The organism is Streptomyces sp. C, assembly GCF_000158895.1.
Taxonomy (GTDB): domain Bacteria; phylum Actinomycetota; class Actinomycetes; order Streptomycetales; family Streptomycetaceae; genus Streptomyces; species Streptomyces racemochromogenes.
Genome location: NZ_GG657750.1, coordinates 3,006,088 through 3,027,118 on the forward strand (window position 1 = coordinate 3,006,088; position 21,031 = coordinate 3,027,118).

A 21,031-nucleotide genomic window follows, 5' to 3' on the forward strand; every position below is an offset into this window, starting at 1 on the left:
CACCACCATCATCACCCGACCAAAAGTAATATTCTGCCCCAATGGCCACTAAAAGTGCAGGTCAACTGTGGTGCGCGAGACTCGACGGTCGAGTACAGTCGCCGCGAATATCGGACCGTTGGAGCTTGAGTGACGACAAAAAAGAGACTCTCCCGCAGGCCGGCCGGACGGAAGTTAAGCGGAGTCATTTCCTTCGCTCTAGTTGGCTCAATAACAACTATCGGATTGGCCGCATTGCAGCCGCCAGCGGTGGCGGCATCTGCCGACCCGGTCACCGACGGCTCTCTGAGCGCGGAAGACTTCGCGCTTGCCAAGGCAAAAGAATCCGGACAGCCCTACGAGCTGACTTCCGCACGTACTGGTTCCTCCGACACCTGGGCTCTGCCGAACGGCAAGTGGTCCGTGAAGCGGTACGGCACGACCGTGCGAGTGCGTCAGGCCGGGGCATGGGTCGCGACCGACCCGACCCTCCAGTTCGCCGCGGACGGCAAGGTGGCGCCCAAAGCCTCAGCCGTCTCGATCGCCTTCTCCGGCGGCGGCACGGGCCCTCTCCTGACTGGGGTGAAGGACGGCCGGACGTTATCCCTGACATGGCCGAAGGCGCTGCCGAAACCGACCCTCGTCGGCAACGTGGCCACCTACGCGAACGTCCTGCCAGACGTGGACTTGCAGTTGAAGGCCGAGGTCGAGGGCTTTTCCCAGCTCTTGGTGGTGAAGACGGCAGAGGCAGCAAAGTACCCTGACCTCGCGCTGCTGAAGTTCAAGCTCGACACAGTCGGCTTGAACGTGACCGCCGACCCGACGACCGGACTGCTCAGTGCGGTGAACCCGGCGGGACAGGATGTATTCACCGCCTCGACCCCCATGATGTGGGACTCCACGACGACGGGAGCAGCGACTGGACAAGCACGGGCGGCCACGGCAGCCCGCTCGCTTGCCGCGGACTCGGTCCCCGGAGCCGGCACGCCGTCCGACGCCTTCGTGGCGCCGTCAGGGGCGAAGGACGCCCAGATGCCCACAACGGTCGCCGGCGACACCTTGGAGATCAAGCCCGACCAAGCCCTGCTGACCGGCGCACAGACGAAGTACCCCGTGTACATCGACCCGTCTGTCGCATGGGGAGAGCGTCAGAACTGGGCCTGGGCGTACCGTAGCTGGCCGAACAACTCGTACTGGAACACCAAGCAGGACGTTCGGGTCGGGTACGAGAGCGACACCAACGGGCTTTCCCGGACCTTCTTCCAGTTGGACACCGCCAACATCAAGGGTGCCCTCGTCTCGAAGTCGACCTTCCGCGTGAAAGAGACCTGGTCGTGGTCGTGCACCGCCACCCCGGTGGAACTGTGGACGACCGGCCCCATCTCCTCCAAGACCACTTGGAACAACCAGCCGAGCAAGGGCACACGACTGGCCACCGTCACCGCGGCCAAGGGCTACGAGGGATGTGCCCAGGGCAACCTCGAGTTCGACGCGACGGAGGCCGCGAAGGAGTCTGCGTCCAAGGGCTGGTCCAGTGTGACGCTGGGCCTGTACGCGTCGAACGAGAGCGACGTTTTCCAGTGGAAGCGGTTCGATCCCAAGACGATCACACTGGAGACGGAGTACAACAATCCGCCCAGCAGGCCAAAGGGTCTGGGCACCGACCCAGAGGGCCCTTGCGACCTCGCCAGCCGGTTCGTCCCCACCCGCACCATCGGTGACTCCCGCGTGAGCCTCTACGCGACGATCGACGATCCGGACGCCGGCAACCTGGTGGCCGAGTTCCAACTCTTCCAGCGGACTCTCTTCCCTCCCAGCACACCGAAGCTCATCGCAACGCAGTCCGTCCCTGCCAGCAGGGGCAAGGTGGCGACCTGGAGCGTGCCCGATGCGACCCTGCCCAACGGCACGTACACGTGGAAGGTCCGGGCCAAGGACCAGGACAACGCATACTCCCCGTGGTCGACCAGCTGTGCCTTCCGCATCGACCGCAGCCGCCCCAGTAAGCCCCCGGTGATCAGCTCCACGCAGTTCCCTGACGGCAAGAACGGCTGGCCTGCCACCACCGGCCAGGCCCGTACCCCAGGCACCTTCACCTTCTCCGCCAACGGTGTGGCGGACGCCAAGGAAATCCTCTACTACACGGATTCCGAACCCGCGCCCCGGGCTACCGCACCCGGTACGAGCGTCACTCTCACGCCCCCCGGCTCCGGCCCTCACTTCGTCTACGCAATCACGGTCGACAAGGCAGGCAACCGGTCCGACACCGCCACCTACCTCTACTATGCCAAGCGCTCACAGACCACGGACGGCCCGAACGACCTGAATGGTGACGGATTCCGTGACATCTGGACGGTCGATTCCCAGGGCGCTTTGCTCGCCTATGCCGGCCAGGGCAACGGCAAGTTCGCCGCCGCTACAAAGGGCGGGACGTCTTTCAACGGAGCTCAGATCGGCACCCAGGGCGACTGGGACGGCGACGGATACAACGACCTGGTCTCCCTCCAGCAGCCATCCGGCATGACCCAGAAGAAGCTCTGGACGTACCCGAACAACGGTCAGGGGTCGGTCGTCAACAACCCCGTCGAGTTGACGGTGGCCTGTCCGGTCAAGGACCCCGGCGTCGGCTGTGACTACGGCAGCGACTGGAACGGCGACGACCACTGGCACGACGCCGACCAGATCATCGCACCTGGTGACATCAATGGTGACGGTTCGCCGGACTTGCTGGTCAAGCAGGCCAAGCAGCTGTGGGCTTACTACGGCAGTATCTTCGGCTCCCTCGACAGCAATGGGGAGCCTGTCCTCGTCGGAAACGGCGACTGGGACAAGTTCACTGTCGTCGCTCCTGGAGACCTTAACGGCGACGGCATTCCCGACTTGTGGCTGCGTGACGACGCTTCCGGCGATGTCTTCCGGACCTTCGGTAGCAAGGGCACCAACGGTCTACTCGACCCCACCACCTGGGGAAGCTCGGCAAGCCGGGTGAAGGTTGCCGCTGGCATCGGAAAAGCCGCGTACCCGACACTTGGTTCGGCGGGTGACGTCACGGGGGATAAGCTCGCCGACCTCTGGGCGGTCGACGCCAACCGGCAGCTGGCGACCTTCAGTGGCACCGGCACCAGCCAGCCCCTGAATGTCACGGGGATCAACCAGGTCCCGTCCTTCCTCGGCAACCTCACTGCGCCCACGGCCCAGTGGAAGCTGTCTGGGCTGTCCAGCAGTACCAGCACCCCCAGCTCCGTCGGTGTCTTCCCGGCGGAGACTGCCGGGATCACCTGGCCCTCCGCAACGATCGGCGGGCGCAATACGCCCTACTCAGCGTTCGACGGACCCCAGTCCTCCATCACCACGGACAAGCCTGTCGTCGACACCCGCCAGAGCTTCACCATCAGCGCATGGGTGAAGCCGGGCTTCAGCGGCGCCGTCATCAGCCAGGACAATAACCGCAACAGCGCCTTCGCCATCTTCGCCGACCCCGACTCCAAGAAGTGGGCCTTCGCCCTCTCCAACGCCGACGTCGACGGTTCCGCGTATGACTGGTCCAGCAAGACCACCAACGACGCCGCCCGGTTCGTCCCTGACACTTGGCAGCAGCTCACAGCGGTCTACAACGCAGACACCGGCCTGATGAGTCTCTACGTCGACGGCGTCCTCGCCGGCGTCGGCCACCACAACGCGGCCACCAGCCCTGCCCCCGTGGGCCCGCTCGTCATGGGGCGGTACAAGGAGAACGGTAAGGCGGACTATTACCACGAGGGCCTCAAGGGCGGCATCAGCAACGTCGCTGTGTACCCCTACGCCGCCCCCCTCACCGCACCTGGTGCCACCGGCCCCATGTCTCTGACGGCCAAGCCCAGCCACTGCATGGACAATGACAACGCCCGGCCGGTCGACGGCAACAAGATCCAGGCGTGGGACTGCAACATGATTGGCGGTGGGGCCGCCCAGAAGTTCGACATCCGCGCCGACGGCACCATCCGGCACCAGGACAAGTGCCTCGACGCCAAGGACGCGGGCACCACCAACGGGACGCCGCTCCAAATTGTCGTCTGCCACAACCACCCCGCGCAGCAGTTCCTCCCCCGCGCTGACGGCAGCCTCTACAACCCGGTCTCCGGCCGGTGCGTGGACGCGAGCAACATGGAGACGGGCACCCAGCTCTACCTGTGGGACTGCAACGCCACCAACCCGCAGCGCTGGACCATACCCGCTCTGAGCACGGCCCCGTTGCCCGTTCCTCTGTGGTGACAAAGCCGAATAACTGACACCGGAGGGTGTTCGGCAGCCATTGCTGCCGAACACCCGCCGATTCGGTTCACAGTCGTGAATCCATCAGCAGGACGGAACGTCCTCGTTCCGGTTCAGCGCCCGCAGCGAGCCCACCGCGTCCGTCAGCGAAGTGACGGGGACCAGCCGCAGGCCCTCGGGGAGGTCGGACTTCGCGTCCGAGCACTCCGCCTTCGGCACCAGGAACACGGTCGCCCCGTCGCGGCGCGCGGCCTGGGTCTTCAGGCCCACCCCGCCGACGGCGCCGACCGTGCCGTCGGCGGTGATGGTGCCCGTACCGGCGATGCTGCGGCCGCCGGTGAGTTCGCCGCCGCTGCCGTCGCCGTCGAGCTTGTCGACGATGCCCAGGGTGAAGAGGAGTCCGGCGCTCGGGCCGCCGACGTCGGCGAGGTTGAGCTGGACCTTGATGTCCTTGGGGTCCTTCTTGAGGAAGCCGAGGGCGGCGGCCGCGGCGGCCGACTGCGACTGGGCCATTTCCTCCAGGTTGTGCTCCTCGATCTGCTTGTCGCTTCCGCCCGAGGGATACACCGACTCCCGGGGCATGACGGCCTGGTCCGTCTTGAACCAGTGGCCGATCAGCTCGGGCAGCTTCATCGTCGAGGAGGGGCCGGTGGCCCGGATGGTGGTCATCCGGAGCTGGCCCTTGGTGTCCCGCACCGGGGCGCCGGTGACGGTGATCACCGGCTTGCCCTGGTCGGAGCCCAGTACGTCGGCCGTGGGGCCCGGCACGGCCACCACGAAGGGCAGCGGCGCGAGGGCCGCGACGGCGAACAGCCCGAGGACGGGCGCGGCGCAGACGGCCAGGGCGGCGGGACGCGGCAGACGTGTGAGGCGAGAGAGCACCCGGCCAATCTACCGACCCGGGCGGCCCGGCCCGTCCCGGCGGGCCCGGAGCCGGACCGCCGCGGCCTCCCCGCGACGGCCTGGCGGCCCGGCGGGAGGGACCGGTGCGACGACTCCGCCCGACGGCGGCTCCGCCCGGCGGCGGCTCAGCGCAGGGCGTCGGCGACCTCGCGGGCCGCGTCCACCACGCGGGGCCCGACCCGCTCCGGGACGGCGTCGGCCAGCATCACGACGCCGACGCTGCCCTCCAGTCCGGTGATGCCGACGAGCGGTGCGGCGGCGCCGCTGGCGCCCGCCTCCAGCTCGCCGTGGGTCAGGGTGTAGCCGGGCTCGATGAGGGAGCCCTGGCGGGCGGCCAGGATGGCCCGGCCGGCCGCGCCGCGGTCCAGCGGGTGGCGGAAGCCGGCCCGGTAGGCGACGTGGTAGTCGGTCCAGGTGGGCTCCACGACGGCCACGGCGAGGGCCTCGGTGCCGTCGACGAGGGTCAGGTGCGCGGTGGCCCCTATGTCCTCGGCGAGGGAGCGCAGGGCGGGCAGCGCCGCCTCGCGCACGAGCGGGTGGACCTGCCGGCCCAGGCGCAGCACGCCGAGCCCGACGCGGGCCCGGCCGCCGAGGTCGCGGCGGACCAGGGCGTGCTGCTCCAGCGTGGCGAGCAGGCGGTAGACGACGGTGCGGTTGACACCGAGGCGGTTGGAGAGCTCGGTGACGGTCAGACCGTGGTCGGTGTCGGCGAGCAGCTTGAGGACTCTCAGCCCTCTGTCGAGAGTCTGGGAGGTTTCCGCGGTCACGACGCCTCTCCCTCTGTGATCGGTGGGCGGCGGTGACTCTCACACGGTGCAGCGCTGCCGGTCCCTCGGCGACGCACGGAGAGGCCGCCGGTGGCGGCCAAGGCACCGGCTGCGCTCCCGCGGCGGCGCTGCCACGGGGCGTTCGATGCGGGGACAGTAGCGAGCGAGTCCGCTGAGCGAAAGGCCTCGTCCAGAATCCGGGCGCCTACTGCCGGTTTAAGACGTTTTCTGCACGGGGCTGTATCGATTCGTAATGTCCCCTGACCGAAAACCGGTTTACACGGCGCTTAGGCTGATCGTGTTCAAAAAGATGTTGGGGGGGGCGGGGTGCAACGTACCCCGGCACGCATACAAGGGGAGAGAAGCAACAGTGAAGCTGAAGCGCATGGCCGTCGTGGCCGCTGCCGCTGTCGTCGGTCCGACGGTCCTCATGGCCACGCCCGCCATGGCGGACGAGGCCCAGACCCCGGCCGTCACGACGCCCGACGCCGCGCCGAAGGACGACGCCGCGCCCGCCGCGGAGACCCCGGCGAAGGACGCGAAGCCGGCCGCCGAGACCCCGGCGAAGCCCGCCGCGGAGAAGCCGGCCCCGGCTCCGGCCCCGGCCAAGCCCGCCGCCGAGAAGCCGGCCTCCAAGCCGGCCCCGGCTCCGCAGGTCGAGGACGCGGACGAGTACAAGGAGGGCCCGAAGCTGGGCCTGAGCGGCCTCCCGGCCGGCGGCTTCAAGGCCGGCGGCGACTGGACCGAGGTCACCCTGAAGGTCGACAACCGCGGCATCCAGGGCTTCAAGGACTACGGCTTCGCCGTTCTCGGTGGCAACGACAACGACACGCTGCACGCCAAGCACCTCGACATCCAGATCTACAACGGCACGAAGTGGGTCGCGGCCGACAAGGACCCGTCGGGCCAGACCGCCGGCACCGTCTTCGACAGCTACGTCGACGAGGACGAGGTCTTCACGGTCAAGCTGCGCATGAAGTTCAGCAAGGACGCTCCGCTCGGCAGCATCGAGTTCGTCGTCGCCGGCGGCAGCAACAACGTCGACGAGGAATTCGCGTCCGACGCGCAGTTCTACACGTCGAAGATCGTCCGGGGCTCCACCGGCGGTGGCAACACCGGCGGCAACACGGGTGGCCACAACAACGGTGGCAACACCGGCGGCAACACCGGTGGCAACAACAACACCAAGCCGAACGGCGGCGGCACCACCACGCCGATCGTCGACACCAACACCGGCTCCGGCAACACCGGCGGCAGCACCAACACCGGCGGCGAGCTCGCCGAGACCGGTGCGGACGCCGCCACCAGCTGGGCGCTCGGCGCCGGCGGTGTCGCGCTCGCCATGGGTGCGGCCCTGGTCGCCGGCACCGGCCGTCGTCGCCGCGTCACCAACTGACCCGGGCTCCACGAGAACGGGGTCCGTGCGCACCGCGCACGGACCCCGTTTCCCGTTCTCAGGAGGGACTCACCGCATCCGGGTGGCCCACTCCTGCACCTTCTTGATCCGCTCCTTCAGCTGCCCCGCCGTCGCCTCCGCGCTCGGCGGCCCGCCGCACACCCGGCGCAGCTCCGTGTGGATCACCCCGTGCGGTTTCCCGCTCTGGTGGACGTACGCGCCCACCATCGTGTTCAGCGACTTCCGCAGCTCCAGCAGCTCCTTGTGCGAGACCACCGGCCGCCGGTCGGCCGGCAGCTCCAGCAGGTCCGCCTCGGAGTCGGGCTTGCGGCGGCTGTGCGCGATCTGCCGGGACTGCCGCTTCTGCAGCAGCAGCTGCACCTGGTCCGGCTCCAGCAGACCCGGGATGCCGAGGTAGTCCTGCTCCTCCTCGCTGCCCGGGTGCGCCTGCATGCCGAACTCGGCGCCGTCGTACAGCACCCGGTCGAAGACGGCGTCGGATTCGAGGGCCTCGAAGGACATCTGCTCGTCCTCGCCGGTGTCCTCGTCCTCCTGCCGGTTCGCCTCCTCCATCTCCTTCTCGGACTCGGCGTACGGGTCGTCGTCCTCCCCCGCCTTCTTCGGCCGGTCCAGGACGTGGTCGCGCTCGACCTCCATCTCGTTCGCGAAGCCGAGGAGGTAGGGGATCGTCGGAAGGAACACGGACGCCGTCTCGCCGCGCCTGCGCGATCGTACGAAGCGGCCGACGGCCTGCGCGAAGAACAGCGGCGTCGAGATCGTCGTCGCGTACACGCCCACCGCGAGGCGCGGGACGTCGACGCCCTCGGACACCATGCGGACCGCGACCATCCAGCGGTCGTCGTTCCCGCTGAACGTGTCGATGTTCTTCGAGGCGCCCGCGTCGTCGGAGAGCACGAGGGTCGCCTTCGTGCCCGTGATCTCCCGGATCAGCTTCGCGTACGCGCGCGCCGCGTCCTGGTCGGCGGCGATGACGAGCCCGCCGGCGTCCGGGATGCCCTTCCTGACCTCCGTCAGGCGCTGGTCGGCGGCGCGCAGCACGTTCGGCATCCAGTCGCCGCGCGGGTCCAGGGCCGTGCGCCAGGCCTGGGAGATGGCGTCCTTGGTCATCGGCTCGCCGAGGCGGGCCTCGATCTCGTCGCCGGCCTTGGTGCGCCAGCGCATGTTGCCGCTGTAGGACAGGAAGATCACGGGGCGGACGACGCCGTCGCCGAGGGCGTTGCCGTAGCCGTAGGTGTAGTCGGCGGAGGACCGCCGGATCCCGTCGTTGCCCTCCTCGTACGTGACGAAGGGGATCGGGTTGGTGTCGGACCGGAAGGGCGTACCGGTCAGGGCCAGGCGCCGGGTCGCCGGGTCGAAGGCCTCCAGGCAGGCCTCGCCCCAGGACTTCGAGTCGCCGGCGTGGTGGATCTCGTCGAGGATCACCAGCGTCTTGCGCTGCTCGCAGCGGTTGCGGTGCAGCATGGGGCGCACGCCGACGCCCGCGTAGGTGACGGCGACGCCGTGGTAGTCCTTGCTCAGCGGCCCGGCCGAGTACTCGGGGTCGAGCCGGATGCCTATGCGGGCGGCGGCTTCCGCCCACTGCTTCTTCAGGTGCTCGGTCGGCGCGACCACGGTCACCTGCTGGACCACGTGGTGGTGCAGCAGCCAGGAGGCCAGGGTGAGCGCGAAGGTGGTCTTGCCGGCGCCGGGGGTGGCGACCGCGAGGAAGTCCCGCGGCTGGGTCTGGACGTACTTGTCGAGCGCCCCCTGCTGCCAGGCTCGCAGCTTGCTGGCGGTACCCCAGGGGGCACGGCCGGGGAAGGCGGGTGAGAGGTGGTGGGAGGCGGTAGTAGTCACGGTCTCCGGTTCGTTGCTCTCGGCGGTCGTGGCAGTCGTGGCCGTCCCCGCCGACGTGGTCGTACGTAGGACAACCGGGCCACCTTACCGGCGCGGGCCCGCCCCTCGCGGAGGGACAGGCCCGTGACCTCGGCGGGTGCGGCGAGGGTCACACCGGCCGGACACCCTCCGCCGCGCGGGCGTCACAGCGAGCGCAACCGCCGGGCGATCGACCCGAGATCGGCCTCCCGGCCGGCCGCGACGTCCACCCCGTTCACGGCGGGGAAGGTTGCGGCGGGATCGGCCTCGGGGGGGGGCAGGCCCGGCGGGACCGGGCTCGGGCGCCGGCTGGGCCGGGCTCGCGGAGCCGCCGATCAGGCCTCCGCAGGGTTCGGCTTGGGGTGGGGTGGGTCCAGGCGGGTTGCTACCCATGCGCCGGCCAGGGCCACGCAGGCCATCGGGAGGAACACCACCAGGAACGCCGCCGGGTGCGAGGCCGCGGCCCCGGGCGCCGAGGCGGCGGCCTCGTGCCCCGCGCCCACCGCCCCGCCGCCCAGCGCGGCGAACGCCGCGCCCCCGGCCGCCAGCAGCACCACGTTGGCCAGGGCGTCCGAGATCTGCAGCGCGGCGGAGTTCGCGCCCGCCTCCTCCGGCGCGGACAGCTTCAGCAGCAGCACGCTCGTCGAGCCGATCACCAGCCCCATCCCGAGCGAGCCCACCGCCCAGGCCAGCGCCAGCGTCCACACCGGCACCTCCTCGACGAGCACGGCCGGGGCCGCCGCGATGGCCACCGCCACCATCACCATCCCGGCGACCATCAGCCGCTCCCGGTAGGGCGCCGTCCGGCCCTGCGACTGCACCCACGATCCCAGCGCCCACGTCACCCCGCCCAGCGCCAGCGAGAAGCCCGCCCACGTCGGGCTCAGGCCGCGCTGGGTGACCAGCATCAGCGGCACGAAGCTCTCCGCCCCGATGAACGCCCCCGCCGCCACCCCGCGCAGCAGCACCACCGAAGGCAGCCCGCGCCGCGCCCGGTACGTGCCGCGCGGCAGCAGCCCCAGCACCGCCGGCACCAGCAGGGCCGCGCCCGCGACGCCGGGCAGCAGCGACAGCCACCGCAGGTCCTGGGCGGCGTACTGGAGCAGCCCGGCGCCCAGCGAGATCCCGAGCGCCAGCCGGATGCGCCGCCGGTCGAACGTGACGGGCGAGGAGGGGTCCACCGGCCCGGACGCGGTGCGCCGGATCGCCGGCAGGGCCACCATCAGCGGTACGACGACCAGCGCGGGGATCCCGAGGAACACCCACCGCCAGCCCAGGTGCTCGGTGACCGTCCCCGCCGCCAGCGGCCCGACGATCGACGGCACCACCCAGCTCGCCGCGAAGGCCGCCATGATCGCGGGCCGCAGCCGCTCCTCGTAGGCCCGGCTGACCACCACGTACAGGGCGACGATCACCAGCCCGCCCCCGAACCCCTGCACCGCCCGCCCGAGGACGAACACCCCCATCAGCTGCGCGGTCCCGGAGCACACCAGCCCGGCGGCGAAGGCCCCGATCCCCACCGTCAGCGGCCGCAGCGGCCCCTGCCGGTCGGCCCACTGCCCGGACAGCACCATGGCGAAGAGGCTGGTGGTGAAGTACGCGGAGAACCCGAAGGCGTAGAGCCCGATCCCGTCCAGATCCCGCGCGGCGACGGGCATCGCCGTCCCGACGGCGGTGGCCTCGAAGGCGATCAGGAAGATCACGGAGATGATCCCGACGCTGAGCGTCCGGTACGCCGGCCCGAGAATGCCGCCCTGAGGCGGCGGGGCGGCGACGGTCGTCTCGGATATCCCGGGTTCAAGGGCGCTCATCGCCCCAGAGTAAGTTCCAAGGGACGCTCTCGCCCCTGTCATTTCGACCGATCCCGCCTCGGCCGCACGACCTAGGTCCGCGAGCCCGTGTGAACGCCGTATGGCAGTCACATTGCAGCCCCCGCGCCGCCCTTCCCCCGCCGCACCGGCCCCCGTACGTTCGTACTCGTCACCACGCACCACCGATCCACCCCACAGCCGTGTGCCCGAGTGGTTGAGGGACTCGCCTGCAAAGCGGGTTACGCCGGTTCGATTCCGGTCACGGCTTCTGCGCGGCGCCAAGGCCGTCCGGACGATCTCCCCCGGACGGCCTTCGTCGTGCCCCCGCCCCCGGCCCGCGCGGCCTACTTCGTCTGCGCCTCGTGGCCCTGCTGCCGCGCGACGGAGTTCCCGGACACGTACCCGACCCGCACCGACTCGGCGAGGTCGTTGCCGAATTCGCCGTTGAGATCGATGCCGTGGCGCTCCGCGAACTGCCTCATGGGCGCCTCGGCACTGTGCTCACCCGCCTGAAACATCGCCTTGTTGGAGGCGTGCGTCTGCCCGTCGACCCCGCCCTTGTGCTTCTCCTTGGCCTCGTCGGCCCACTCCCCGATGACGCCCGAGGCGGCCTGCTCCACGGCACCGCTGCCGGTGTCCACCGCCAGCGGGACGACGACCGCCGCCGCACCGGCCGCGGCGGCCGTGGCCGGCAGGAAGGCCACGCCGGCGGCGATCGCGGCGGTGGTGCCGAACTCCACCCAGTGCGAACTCCCCTCGTGCGCCTTCTCGTACGCCGTGTGCTCCTTCTCGCCGACCGCCCGGACCTGCTCGGCGCGGGACTCGTCGAGGATGCCCTGGACCTCGGCCCCGGTACGGACCACCGACCGGGCCCGGCCCTGGTCGACGGTGCCGTCGTGCACCGTGCGGCTCTCCAGGACGCTCGCGGTGTGGACACGTTCGGCGGCGGACACGGTGGCGTAGGCGTCAGGGTGCTGCCCCAGCGCGGCCAGCAGGTCACGGGCCTCGCCGCGCTCGAACTCCGCGTGCGCCTGCCGGTCGTCGGCCCCCGGAGCGAAGACGCTCCGGTCCCCCTTGTCGTCCAGCGCCCGGTTGACGTCGTCGATGTACCCGGCCGTCATGCGGCCCACGCTGTCCGCGAGGGCCTCCTGGTGCTTGAGCAGCCCGGCGTCGGCGCCGTACGTCTGCACGACGGCCTCCATGACGCGCGCTCCGGCCTCGGTCCGGTCGAGTCCGGGTGCGGGGTCGTCCCACGCATGGCCGAGGGCGGCCGCCTCCAGGGCGTGGCCGAGGGCGTCGGCCACGTACGCGCGGGCCTTCGCCAGGTCGCCCGGGCCGGTGCCCGTCGTGTCGGTGGTGGAGCGGTACTCCTCCCTGGCGAAGAAGTCGAGGTAGCCCGTGATCTGCCTCCCCTTGGCGTCCCTGCCGAGGTCGGGGGCGCCGGGCCGCACGCTGCCGTCGTGGCCGTAGGCGGGGCAGGACCGCTCCGGGTCGAAGAACTCGGCCGCGGCCGCCGGGCTGTGCCCCAGGGCCTCCAGGAAGCCGACGACGGGGTCGTAGCCGGCGCCGTTGGTCCCGGAGGGGTTCAGCAGGTTCCTGCCGGGGCCGGCGCCCAGGTGGCGGCCCCGGTTGAAGAAGTCGGGGTCCTTGGCGTGGATCTGGGTCGCGTGGTCGGCGATCGGGACCAGGAAGCGGGGGTCGTAGTTCCCGTACCGCATGATCCCGCCGAGCAGCTGGTACCCGAACGGCGGGTTCTGCTCGTACCGCCCGAGGGGGATCTGCTGGGTGCCGAGCCTGCGCAGCTCCTGGGCATAGCCGTCGGGCAGGTGCGGCTCGGTCGTGGAGCGGGTGGCGGTGGCCAGGTTGAGGCCGAGGTTCTTCTGGAGCTCCTGGACGTCCGTCAGGCGCTGCTCGTCGAGCCTGCCGTAGGGGTGGGTGTCGGTCGCCATGGTGCCGAAGAACCGGAGCGCGCCCTCCGGGCCGAGGTTCCCGTAGAAGGCGGTCGCGAACTCCGGCTTGGCGGCGTTGTCCGCCAGCAGCTCGTTCAGCTCCGCCAGCTCGGCGTGCGAGAGGTCGCGGCCCTTGCGGGCGAGGTCGGTCGCACGGCCCGCCTGCTCGGCGGTGAAGCCGGCGTACTTCGGGGCGGTGAAGTCGTGGCCGTCGGCGACGTTGGCGCCGAGGAGCCGGGCGAGGGACCGGTCCACGTCGTCACAGGCGTCGACAGCCGCATCCACCTTCGCCTGCCAGCGCGGCCGGTTGACGCGGAGGGACTCCTGGTAGTCGGGATCGTGGCGCGCCGCGTGCCGGTCGGCGTCGGTGGCCAGGGGCAACGCCTCGACCTTCCCCTTCCCGTCCACCCGGAAGCCCGCGGCGGGGGCCTCCTCCTCGGCGATCTTCCTCAGCCGGTCGCGGGAGGACCTGAAGGTGTCGTGACCCTGGGCGAGGGCCTGGTGGACGCCCTTGGCCTCCTTGGCGGCGTCCTCGAACTCCTTGGCCGTCCTGTCGACGAACGGCCGCGCCACGCCGGCGGTGACCCCGCTCCACTCGGCCTTGTCGGACTTGGCCTTCATGCCGTTGCGGGCGGCCTCGGCCAGCTCCTCCAGCTTGGCGGCCATGGCCTGCCAGTCGCGGACGGCGGTGGCGAGCTTGTCGATCGGGGCGTTCAGCACGTTCTCGTACGTCACCACGGCGGTGCCTGCTCCCCCTCTCCCCTACTTGAGGTAGGCGTCGAGCTTGGAGGTGGTGAACTCCGCGTGGAGGCACTGCTCGTCCGCGCGGTGGGAGGAGAGCGAGTAGTTCAGCCCGTTGGAGATCTGCGCGCAGGCGGCGGCGAGGGTCTTGACCTGGGATTCCCACCGGGTGTTCGCCTTGGCGAGCGCGGCCCCGCTGCCGAAGCCCTCGCGCGCGAGCGCGCCGGCGGCCTCGGCGGAGGCGGTTGCGGCGTGCCGGCCGTCGGCCTGGAGGCGGGAGTGCAGCTTGTGCGCCTCGCTGCCGATGGCGCCGATGTGGTCCTGGTTGAGGACGAGGTCGGCGGCGCCGGCGGCGGGCGGCGCCGCCTGGTTGAGGCGGGTCGAGATGTTGGCCGCGGCGGTGGCGCGTGCGGCGGACCACTCCTCTTCGAAGGACATCCCGTGTGCTCCCCACTCCGTGTCTGCGTCAGGGCCTCGCCCGCCGCCGTACGACGACTGCGGCGACGGCCCCGCCGATGAGGACACAGGCCCCCAGCCCGAGGGCGATCCAGGGCGGATCGCCGCCGCCGTCGCCCTTGTCTACCGCAGACCCGGCCCGGGGTGGGGGCGGGGAGGTGATCTTTCCCCCGGTCGAGGGAACGGGCGCGCCTGATGCTGCCGACGTCGCTGCGGCGAGGTCGAGCAGCGGGTACACGTCCGCCGGGCCGGGGTCCCCGGGGGTGGGGAGGGCGACGCGGGGGCGGACTACGCCGTAGCCGATGTAGTCGTTCCGCTCGACGCCGTCGACGGGCTTGCCGGCGGTGTTGAGGAGGACGCGGAGGATCTGGTTGTTGGTCCAGGTGGGGTGGGCGGACCAGAGGAGGGCGGCGGAGGCCGAGGTTAGGGCGGTGGCGTCGCTTGTGCCGTGGCCTGTGCAGAGGCCTGTGCCGCCGCTGCACGCCGTGACGATGTCTGTCCCGGGCGCGGACATGTCCACCGCGGCGTTGTGCTGCGACTCCTCGGTCGCCGCCCCGTCGCGGTCAACGGCCGCGATGCCCACCACTCCTGGTGTGCCGGAGGGAAAGTAGATCTCGTTATGGCCTTCGTTGCCTACGCCAGCAAAGATCAACTTGCCCTTTGCGAGCGCGTACTTGACTGCTTCGGACAGCTCAGCCGAATCGGGCCAGCCGATCATCGCGATATTCAGGATCTTGGCATCTGAATCGGCAGCAAATCGAATCGCGTCCTTCAGGGTTGTGTCCCGGGAAACGCCATTGCCGTGCAGATCCACACGCAATGGCAAGATCTTCGCGCCGGGAGCAAGCCCGATGGCGCTGTCCACCCCGCCAGGACCCTTCCCATTGGCAGCGATGATGGCAGCCATGCTGGTGCCGTGGCTCTCATAGTCAGTGCGCTCATCGCCCGCGATCGTGTCCGGGGCGAAGTCCCTACCTGGCAGCACTTGACCCTCAAGTTCGGGGATGCGGGCCACCCCGGTATCGATCACCGCGACAGTGACACCCTTACCCGTGCTGATCTTCCACGTCTCGTCAGCCTTCATGGCATCGAGGTGCCACTGCTTGGAGCGCACGCTGTCCGCGTGGGCTGGGGTCGCGGCAACCCCAGCAAGCACCAAACCCACGAGGGCCGAGGCCACCCTTCGCGTACGCATCCCGTGCAACGTCCGTTTCGCTCAGTCGATCACTGGAGGGACAACACGACGGTTTCCCTGCCAGGTCTCTTCATCCTCAGCCAAGTAGTCGGGGCGGTCGCCCATCTGGCCTCCCCTCCTGCGGCTCGGAGTCGGGGAAGCAGTACCACCATGACCCAGCGCGCCAACGCCCGCTCCTCGTACGAGGCCCGAGCCGCCCTGCGTGAATGGCTGGCTGCCAGCGGCCGCCTGACGGCCACCAACAACCCCACCGAGCTCCACCGCCAGTCGTCGACCGGTTGCAGAGCCACCCGGAGAGTTATGCGGACTGCCGAACCCGCCCCCCATCATGCCGGGCACTGCGCGCCCACCAGCGTGCGGCCCGTCCGCGCCGATGACCGTGCCACGGGGGATGCCTGCGCTCGGACCGCCGCTCACGATCGGCCGCCCGCCCACGATCCCGGTGTCTCGGGGAGTTGGAACCGGGATACTGCCGGCCTTGCCGCCGATTCCAACAGGCGGCCGCGTGATTGGTGGTACCGCCCCGGCACTTGGCGGAAGCGGCAGAGGCGGAACAGGAACGCCGGGAGGAGTCCAGCCATTGCCAGGGCTGCTAGGGCCAGGAGCGACAGGCAGACCCGTGGCTGGTGGCAGAGTCTTGTCCGGAAGCGTGGCAACACGGTCAAGGCCCACATCCACACCACCATCCGGGAGCCCCGGCGATGGGAGCAGCCCTGTCGTGGGCGGCACAGCATCATCGCGCAGCGCCAGACGGCCCGACACCTGGCTGGACTCATTCGAGGGGCCGCTCAGAGGTGACGCGAAAGCCCCACCGCCAGAACCAGACGAAGCAGCGCTCGCGGAACCATCAGTCGGTCGCGCGAGATAAGTGCCCTGCTCCACCCCGGCAGGCGGCACGAAGTCCGGCGGCGGCGCCGGAAACGTCGGCACAGTCGCCTTGTTCATCTCCGCCGACGACTGCTCGTACGACTGCGCCAGCTTCGTCAGCTGCTGCACCGCCTGCTGGTGGTCGGCGGTCAGCTTCGTGTAAGCGGTTCGGCCTAGTTGTTGGGCGTCGGGGTCGTTGTGGAACTTGTGCGCCGCGTCCAGGTTCTCGGCCGCCGACGTGTCGTACTTCGGGGTGTTGGCCTTCACCTCGATCATCGTCTGCGCCGCCTGCGTCATCCACTTGCCGCCCGCCGCACTGTAGTCACTCAGCAGCAGCGTCGCGCTGCCCGCGCGGCTGACCCAGTTCTGGAAGGCATGTGCGGCCTCGCCCTCCCATCCCTTGACCTGGTGCTTCTTGAGGGCGCTGCCGATCTCCTTGATCACGGCCGCAGCCTCCACCAGCTGCGTCGCCCGGGCCTTGACCGTCTCCGGGTTGACGGACGCGATCATGGCCAGCAGTTGCTCGTGCGAGTAGCCCTCGAAGTTCGTCGTCGCCATCAGATCGTGCCCTTCGACGTGCTCGGGGTCGGGGCCGGCTGCGAGGCCGGGGCGTGCTTCCGGGCCTCGCGTTCCTGTTGGACCAGGGGGTCGCGGTCCGGGACGTAGGCGTCCTTCGAGGTCTTGACCAGCGCTCGCATGCGGGCCTGCGTCTCCTCGTCCACGCCGCCGTAGCCCTTGCCCGCCGTCAGGATGGCGATGCCCAGCGCCTCGATCTGGCCCGCCAGGCCCGCCGACAGCTTCTGCAGCTCGCCGTGGACCGTCGTGTACGCCTTGAACAGGGCGTCCGCCTCGGCGAAGCCCGTGCCCAGGGTGCCCGTCGGCAGGGTGCCGTGGGCCAGTTTGCGGGCGTCCGCCTCCGAGCCGTCGAGGGTCTTCAGCAGCGCGTCGACCCGGTTCTTGTAGTCGGTCAGCGAGTCGTACTCGACCTCCAGGGCCTTCGCCTGGGCCATCAGACCGGCCGCGACACTGCCGGCGACGTTCACCCCCAGCAGCCCCGGACCCGCGCTGTCCACCGCCACGATGCCTCCCCCGCTCCCCGTCCCCGTGCGCACCCGCTCGCGCCACTCTAACGAGCGGCGCCGACAGGCCCCAAGCGGCTAGGAGTTGGGCACCGCCGACGCCGGTGCCGCGACCGCCGCCGATGGCCGGATCGGGATCCTGTTCACGGGCCGGCCCGTCGCCGCGCGGACCGCCGAGGCCACCGCCGCCGGGGTGGTCACCACCGGGACCGCGCTCGCCGCCTTCGCGCCGAACGGGGCCACCACGTCGCGCTCCTCCACCAGCCGGACGATGCGCACCGCCGGGGCGTCCAGGGACGTCGGCAGGGCGTAGCCCGTCAGGTCGGGGTGGCGGACCAGGCCGGCGACCGAGCGGAGGTTCTCCGTCAGGGCCGCGCCGACGCCCTGGGTGACGCCCGCTTCGATACGGGCTTCCAGCTGGCGGGGGTTGAGGACGCGGCCGACGTCCTGGGCGACGGCGAGCTCCACCACCCGGACCGTGCCCAGCTCGATGTCCACGTCGACCACCGCGCGGATCGCGCAGAAGGCGAGGCCGACGAAGGCGTCGCCCTGGCCGTCCGAGTCCAGCGGCTCCGTGGGGTGGGGGCGGCACTGGGCCGTCGCCCAGAGCTCCTTGCCCTCTATCGCCTCCGCGACCGTCATCGAGAAGGCCCCGTCGTACGACGTGATCCGGCCGTCCTGGATCTGGAGGAGTTCCGTCGACATGCCGAGCTTGTGGGCCATGGGCTGGAGGAGCTGCGTACGGACCATCTTCGCGGCCCGTTCGACGGCCCCGCCGGAGACCCACGTGTGGCGGCCGTGGGCCGCGGGGCCCGCCGGCGGCTGGTCGGTGTCGACGGGGGCGCAGGTCACCTCGTCGATGCCGAGGACCTCCTGGACGATCTGGCGTGCGAGGGTGGCGAAGCCCTGCCCGGTGTCCACGGCCGCGCAGATGACGGTGGCGGCGCCGCCGACGACCTTCACGGTGGCGGTGGAGACCTCGTCCGCGCCCTCGGCGCCGAGCATGTGGACCATGCCCACGCCGTAGCCGACGCCGCGCCGCACCGCGCCGGGTTCGCCCGCGCCCTCGGGGCCGCCGGGCAGCAGCCACTCCTCCTCGGGGGTGTCCTTGGGGAGGGAGGGGAGGGGGAAGTCGCGGACCGAGCGCAGGAGTTCGGCGACGGGGGCCGGGCAGGTGACGGTCTGGCCGGTGGGGAGCAGGTCACCGGTGGCCAGGACGTTGCGCATGCGCAGCTCCGCGCCGTCGATGCCGAGGGCGGCGGCGAGCTTGTCCATCTGGCCCTCGTACGCGGCGCAGACCTGCATGGCGCCCTCGCCCCGGACGTGGCCGGAGGGCGGGTTGTTCGTGCGGACCGCCCAGCCCTCGACGAAGGCGTGCGGGACGACGTACGGGCCGCAGGCGAAGGCCACGGCTGCAGCGAGGGACTCGGCGGAGGCGTCGGCGTAGGCGCCGGCGTCCATCAGGATCTGGGCCTCGACCTTGACCAGCCGGCCCTCGGCGTCCGCGTGGTGGCGGTAGCGCAGCAGGGTCGGGTGGCGGTGGGAGTGGCCGAGGAAGGACTCCTCGCGGGTGGCGGCCAGTTTGACCGGGCAGCCCGTGCGCAGGGCGAGGAGGCCCAGCGGCAGCTGGAAGGCGGCGTCCTCGCGGTCGGCCGTGGCGCCGGGGACTCCGGTGACGACGACGCGGACGCGGTCCGGCTCCAGGCCGAAGCAGGCGGCGGCGAGGTCGCGGTCGGTGTGCGGGTCGGTGGAGGCGGTGTAGATCTCCACGCCGCCGTCGGGGCGGGGCACGGCGAGGCCGGCCTCGGCGCCGATGGGGGCGGGGTCCTGGCGGCCGATGCGGTAGAGGCCCTCGACGACGACCTCGCCGGTGGCCTCCGGGTCGCCGTAGCGCAGCGGGATGTGCCGGATCAGGTTGCCGTCGGGGTGCAGCGGGGCCGCGCCGAAGGACTGCTCGGGGTCGGTGACGGCGTCGAGGAGTTCGTACTCGACGATGATCGCGGCGGCGGCGAGGCGTGCCGTGTCGGGGTGGTCGGCGGCGACGGCGGCGATGGGCTCGCCGTGGTGGCGTACGACGTCGTGGGCGAAGACCGGCCGGTCGGCGATGCGCCGGCCGTGGGTGGCCGCGCCGGGGACGTCGGCGTGGGTGATGACGGCGCGCACGCCGGGCATCTCGGCGGCGGCCGAGGTGTCGATGGAGCGGATGCGGGCGTGGGCGTGCGGGGAGCGCAGCACGGCGGCCCACAGGAGGCCCTCGGCCCACAGGTCGGCGGCGTAGGGGAAGGTGCCCTCGGCCTTGGCGCGGGAGTCGGCGGAGGGGACGGAGACGCCGATGCCGCGCAGGGGGCGCGGCTGATCGGTGTCGCCGTCGGTGCCGAGGCTGACCGTCGCCATGGTGGTGGTCGTGGTGGTGCCGGCCGTCGCCGTGGCCGCGTCCTGCCCGCTCACGCCATGCCTCCGTTGTGCTGGTCCCCGCCGAATCCGTTCCCGTTCGGGCCGCCGAAGCCGTCGGCTCCGTGTGGGCCGGGGAGTCCGTCCGGTCCGGGGAGTCCGTCCGGTCCGGGGTGGCCGTCCTGTCCGAGGAATCCGTCCGGTCCGGGGTGGCCGATCGGGGTGCCCCGGCCGTCGGTCCCGTGCGGGCCCGTATGGCCGGCGAAGCCCGCCTGGCCGCCGTCGAACACACCGGATCCCGGGTTCGAGCCGAAGGGGTCGAACCCGTCCGTCCCGTGTGCCGCCGGGTGGGCCTGGTGGATCCCGCCCTCGCCGGGCTGTGCCTGGTGCGGGATGAGCGCCTCGGTCTCCGCGGCGGTCGCCTCCCGTTCCGCGACGACCTCGCGGACCGCCTCGATGACGCCCTTGTAGCCCGAGCAGCGGCAGAGGTTGCCGCACAGCGCCTGGCGGGTCTCCAGGTCGCTGGGGGCGTGGTTGCCCTCCAGCAGGTCATGGATGGTCATGGCCATGCCCGGCACGCAGAACCCGCACTGCACCCCGCCCGACCTGCACAACGCCTGCTGCACGTCCGAGAGTTCCCCGCCGCTCGCGAGGCCCTCGACGGTGCGCACCTCGCTGCCGGCCGCCGTCGCCGCCGGCACCAGGCAGGAGGCGACGAGCCGCCCGTCGACCTGGACCGCGCAGGCTCCGCACTCGCCCTGCGAGCAGCCGTCCTTGGCGCCGGCCAGGCCGAGCCGCTCGCGCAGCACGTACAGCAGGGACTCGCCGATCCACGCACCGGTGACGGGCCGGTCGGCGCCGTTGACCCGCAGGACGTACGACGCCGACGGGTGCTCGTGCTGGGCGACGGCGGGGATCCGCTCTTCCTCGTACGCGGTCTCCTGGAGCGGGAAACTCCCGGTGTCGCCCTCGGCCGGGGGTGTCACACCGCTGTCGGCACCGCCGTCGCCCGGCACGGGCGCGGCCTCCGCTTCGGCCGGAGCCGCCGCCGGGGGCTCCGCGAAACCGGATCCGGCGGTCCCGGCGCCCTCGGCACCGCCGTCGGCCTCCACCGGACGCGGCCGCTCGCCCTCGACCGGCATCTCGGCCGGGCCGTGGGAGGCCTCGATGTCCGGGGCGGCCGCGGGCACGGCCTCGGGCTCCGGCCCGGCCTGGAGGTAGCCCTCGGGCAGCGGGGTGCCCACGCCGGGGCCGCCCAGCACCCTGGGGCCGCGTCCGGCCGACGGGGCGGCCGCGGGCGCACCGGCGGCGCCGCCCGGGAGCACGCCGGAGCTCAGCAGCACCCCGGGAGCCGCCTCGGCAGCCGCCTCG

The 21,031-nt window shown here is 71.3% G+C and carries 13 protein-coding genes and 1 tRNA gene; 3 read left to right on the forward strand and 11 right to left on the reverse strand.

Going from position 1 to position 21,031, the window contains the following annotated elements:
• The first annotated feature begins 225 nt into the window (after positions 1-225).
• Positions 226-4,230, forward strand: coding sequence for a ricin-type beta-trefoil lectin domain protein (locus SSNG_RS13465; protein WP_129593303.1), 4,005 nt, complete (start codon positions 226-228; stop codon positions 4,228-4,230).
• Between the two features lie 84 nt (positions 4,231-4,314).
• Here the strand turns inward: SSNG_RS13465 and SSNG_RS13470 are convergent, their stop codons facing one another.
• On the reverse strand, positions 4,315-5,112 hold the full coding sequence (locus SSNG_RS13470; protein ID WP_042800962.1) for a S16 family serine protease: 798 nt from the start codon (positions 5,110-5,112) through the stop codon (positions 4,315-4,317).
• Between the two features lie 146 nt (positions 5,113-5,258).
• A complete protein-coding gene (locus tag SSNG_RS13475; protein WP_007264382.1) occupies positions 5,259-5,900 on the reverse strand; it encodes a helix-turn-helix domain-containing protein in 642 nt (213 codons plus the stop codon).
• A gap of 370 nt (positions 5,901-6,270) precedes the next feature.
• On the opposite strand from SSNG_RS13475, the gene SSNG_RS42060 reads away from it, so the two are divergent.
• Positions 6,271-7,296 (forward strand): hypothetical protein, encoded by a 1,026-nt coding sequence (locus SSNG_RS42060; RefSeq protein WP_042800963.1) that lies wholly within the window; start codon positions 6,271-6,273, stop codon positions 7,294-7,296.
• 69 nt (positions 7,297-7,365) lie between these two features.
• Here the strand turns inward: SSNG_RS42060 and SSNG_RS13485 are convergent, their stop codons facing one another.
• Both SSNG_RS13485 and SSNG_RS13490 read right to left on the reverse strand, forming a co-directional pair.
• A complete protein-coding gene (locus SSNG_RS13485; protein WP_007264384.1) occupies positions 7,366-9,153 on the reverse strand; it encodes a DEAD/DEAH box helicase in 1,788 nt (595 codons plus the stop codon).
• A gap of 353 nt (positions 9,154-9,506) precedes the next feature.
• A complete protein-coding gene (locus SSNG_RS13490) occupies positions 9,507-10,982 on the reverse strand; it encodes an MFS transporter (protein ID WP_007264386.1) in 1,476 nt (491 codons plus the stop codon).
• A gap of 196 nt (positions 10,983-11,178) precedes the next feature.
• Between SSNG_RS13490 and SSNG_RS13495 the strand changes: the two genes are divergently transcribed.
• Positions 11,179-11,250, forward strand: a tRNA-Cys gene (locus tag SSNG_RS13495).
• Between the two features lie 76 nt (positions 11,251-11,326).
• On the opposite strand, the gene SSNG_RS13500 is transcribed toward SSNG_RS13495, so the two are convergent.
• The 7 genes from SSNG_RS13500 to SSNG_RS43745 form a co-directional block, all read right to left on the reverse strand.
• Positions 11,327-13,669 (reverse strand): hypothetical protein, encoded by a 2,343-nt coding sequence (locus SSNG_RS13500; protein ID WP_042800964.1) that lies wholly within the window; start codon positions 13,667-13,669, stop codon positions 11,327-11,329.
• 24 nt (positions 13,670-13,693) lie between these two features.
• Positions 13,694-14,110, reverse strand: a complete 417-nt coding sequence (locus SSNG_RS13505) for a hypothetical protein (RefSeq protein ID WP_007264388.1) — start codon at positions 14,108-14,110, stop codon at positions 13,694-13,696.
• A gap of 28 nt (positions 14,111-14,138) precedes the next feature.
• Positions 14,139-15,242: a type VII secretion-associated serine protease mycosin gene (mycP, locus tag SSNG_RS13510; protein WP_241695043.1), complete on the reverse strand. Its 1,104-nt coding sequence runs from the start codon at positions 15,240-15,242 to the stop codon at positions 14,139-14,141.
• A 102-nt stretch (positions 15,243-15,344) separates the two neighbouring features.
• Positions 15,345-16,748, reverse strand: coding sequence for a hypothetical protein (locus tag SSNG_RS41150; RefSeq protein WP_007264390.1), 1,404 nt, complete (start codon positions 16,746-16,748; stop codon positions 15,345-15,347).
• A complete protein-coding gene (locus SSNG_RS13515; RefSeq protein ID WP_241695044.1) occupies positions 16,748-17,269 on the reverse strand; it encodes a DUF2563 family protein in 522 nt (173 codons plus the stop codon). The genes SSNG_RS41150 and SSNG_RS13515 overlap by 1 nt, the downstream gene beginning before the upstream one ends.
• 78 nt (positions 17,270-17,347) lie before the next feature.
• Positions 17,348-19,663 (reverse strand): xanthine dehydrogenase family protein molybdopterin-binding subunit, encoded by a 2,316-nt coding sequence (locus SSNG_RS13520; RefSeq protein ID WP_007264392.1) that lies wholly within the window; start codon positions 19,661-19,663, stop codon positions 17,348-17,350.
• A gap of 50 nt (positions 19,664-19,713) precedes the next feature.
• A partial coding sequence (locus SSNG_RS43745; RefSeq protein ID WP_241695045.1) for a (2Fe-2S)-binding protein occupies positions 19,714-21,031 on the reverse strand: 1,318 nt, incomplete at its 5' end.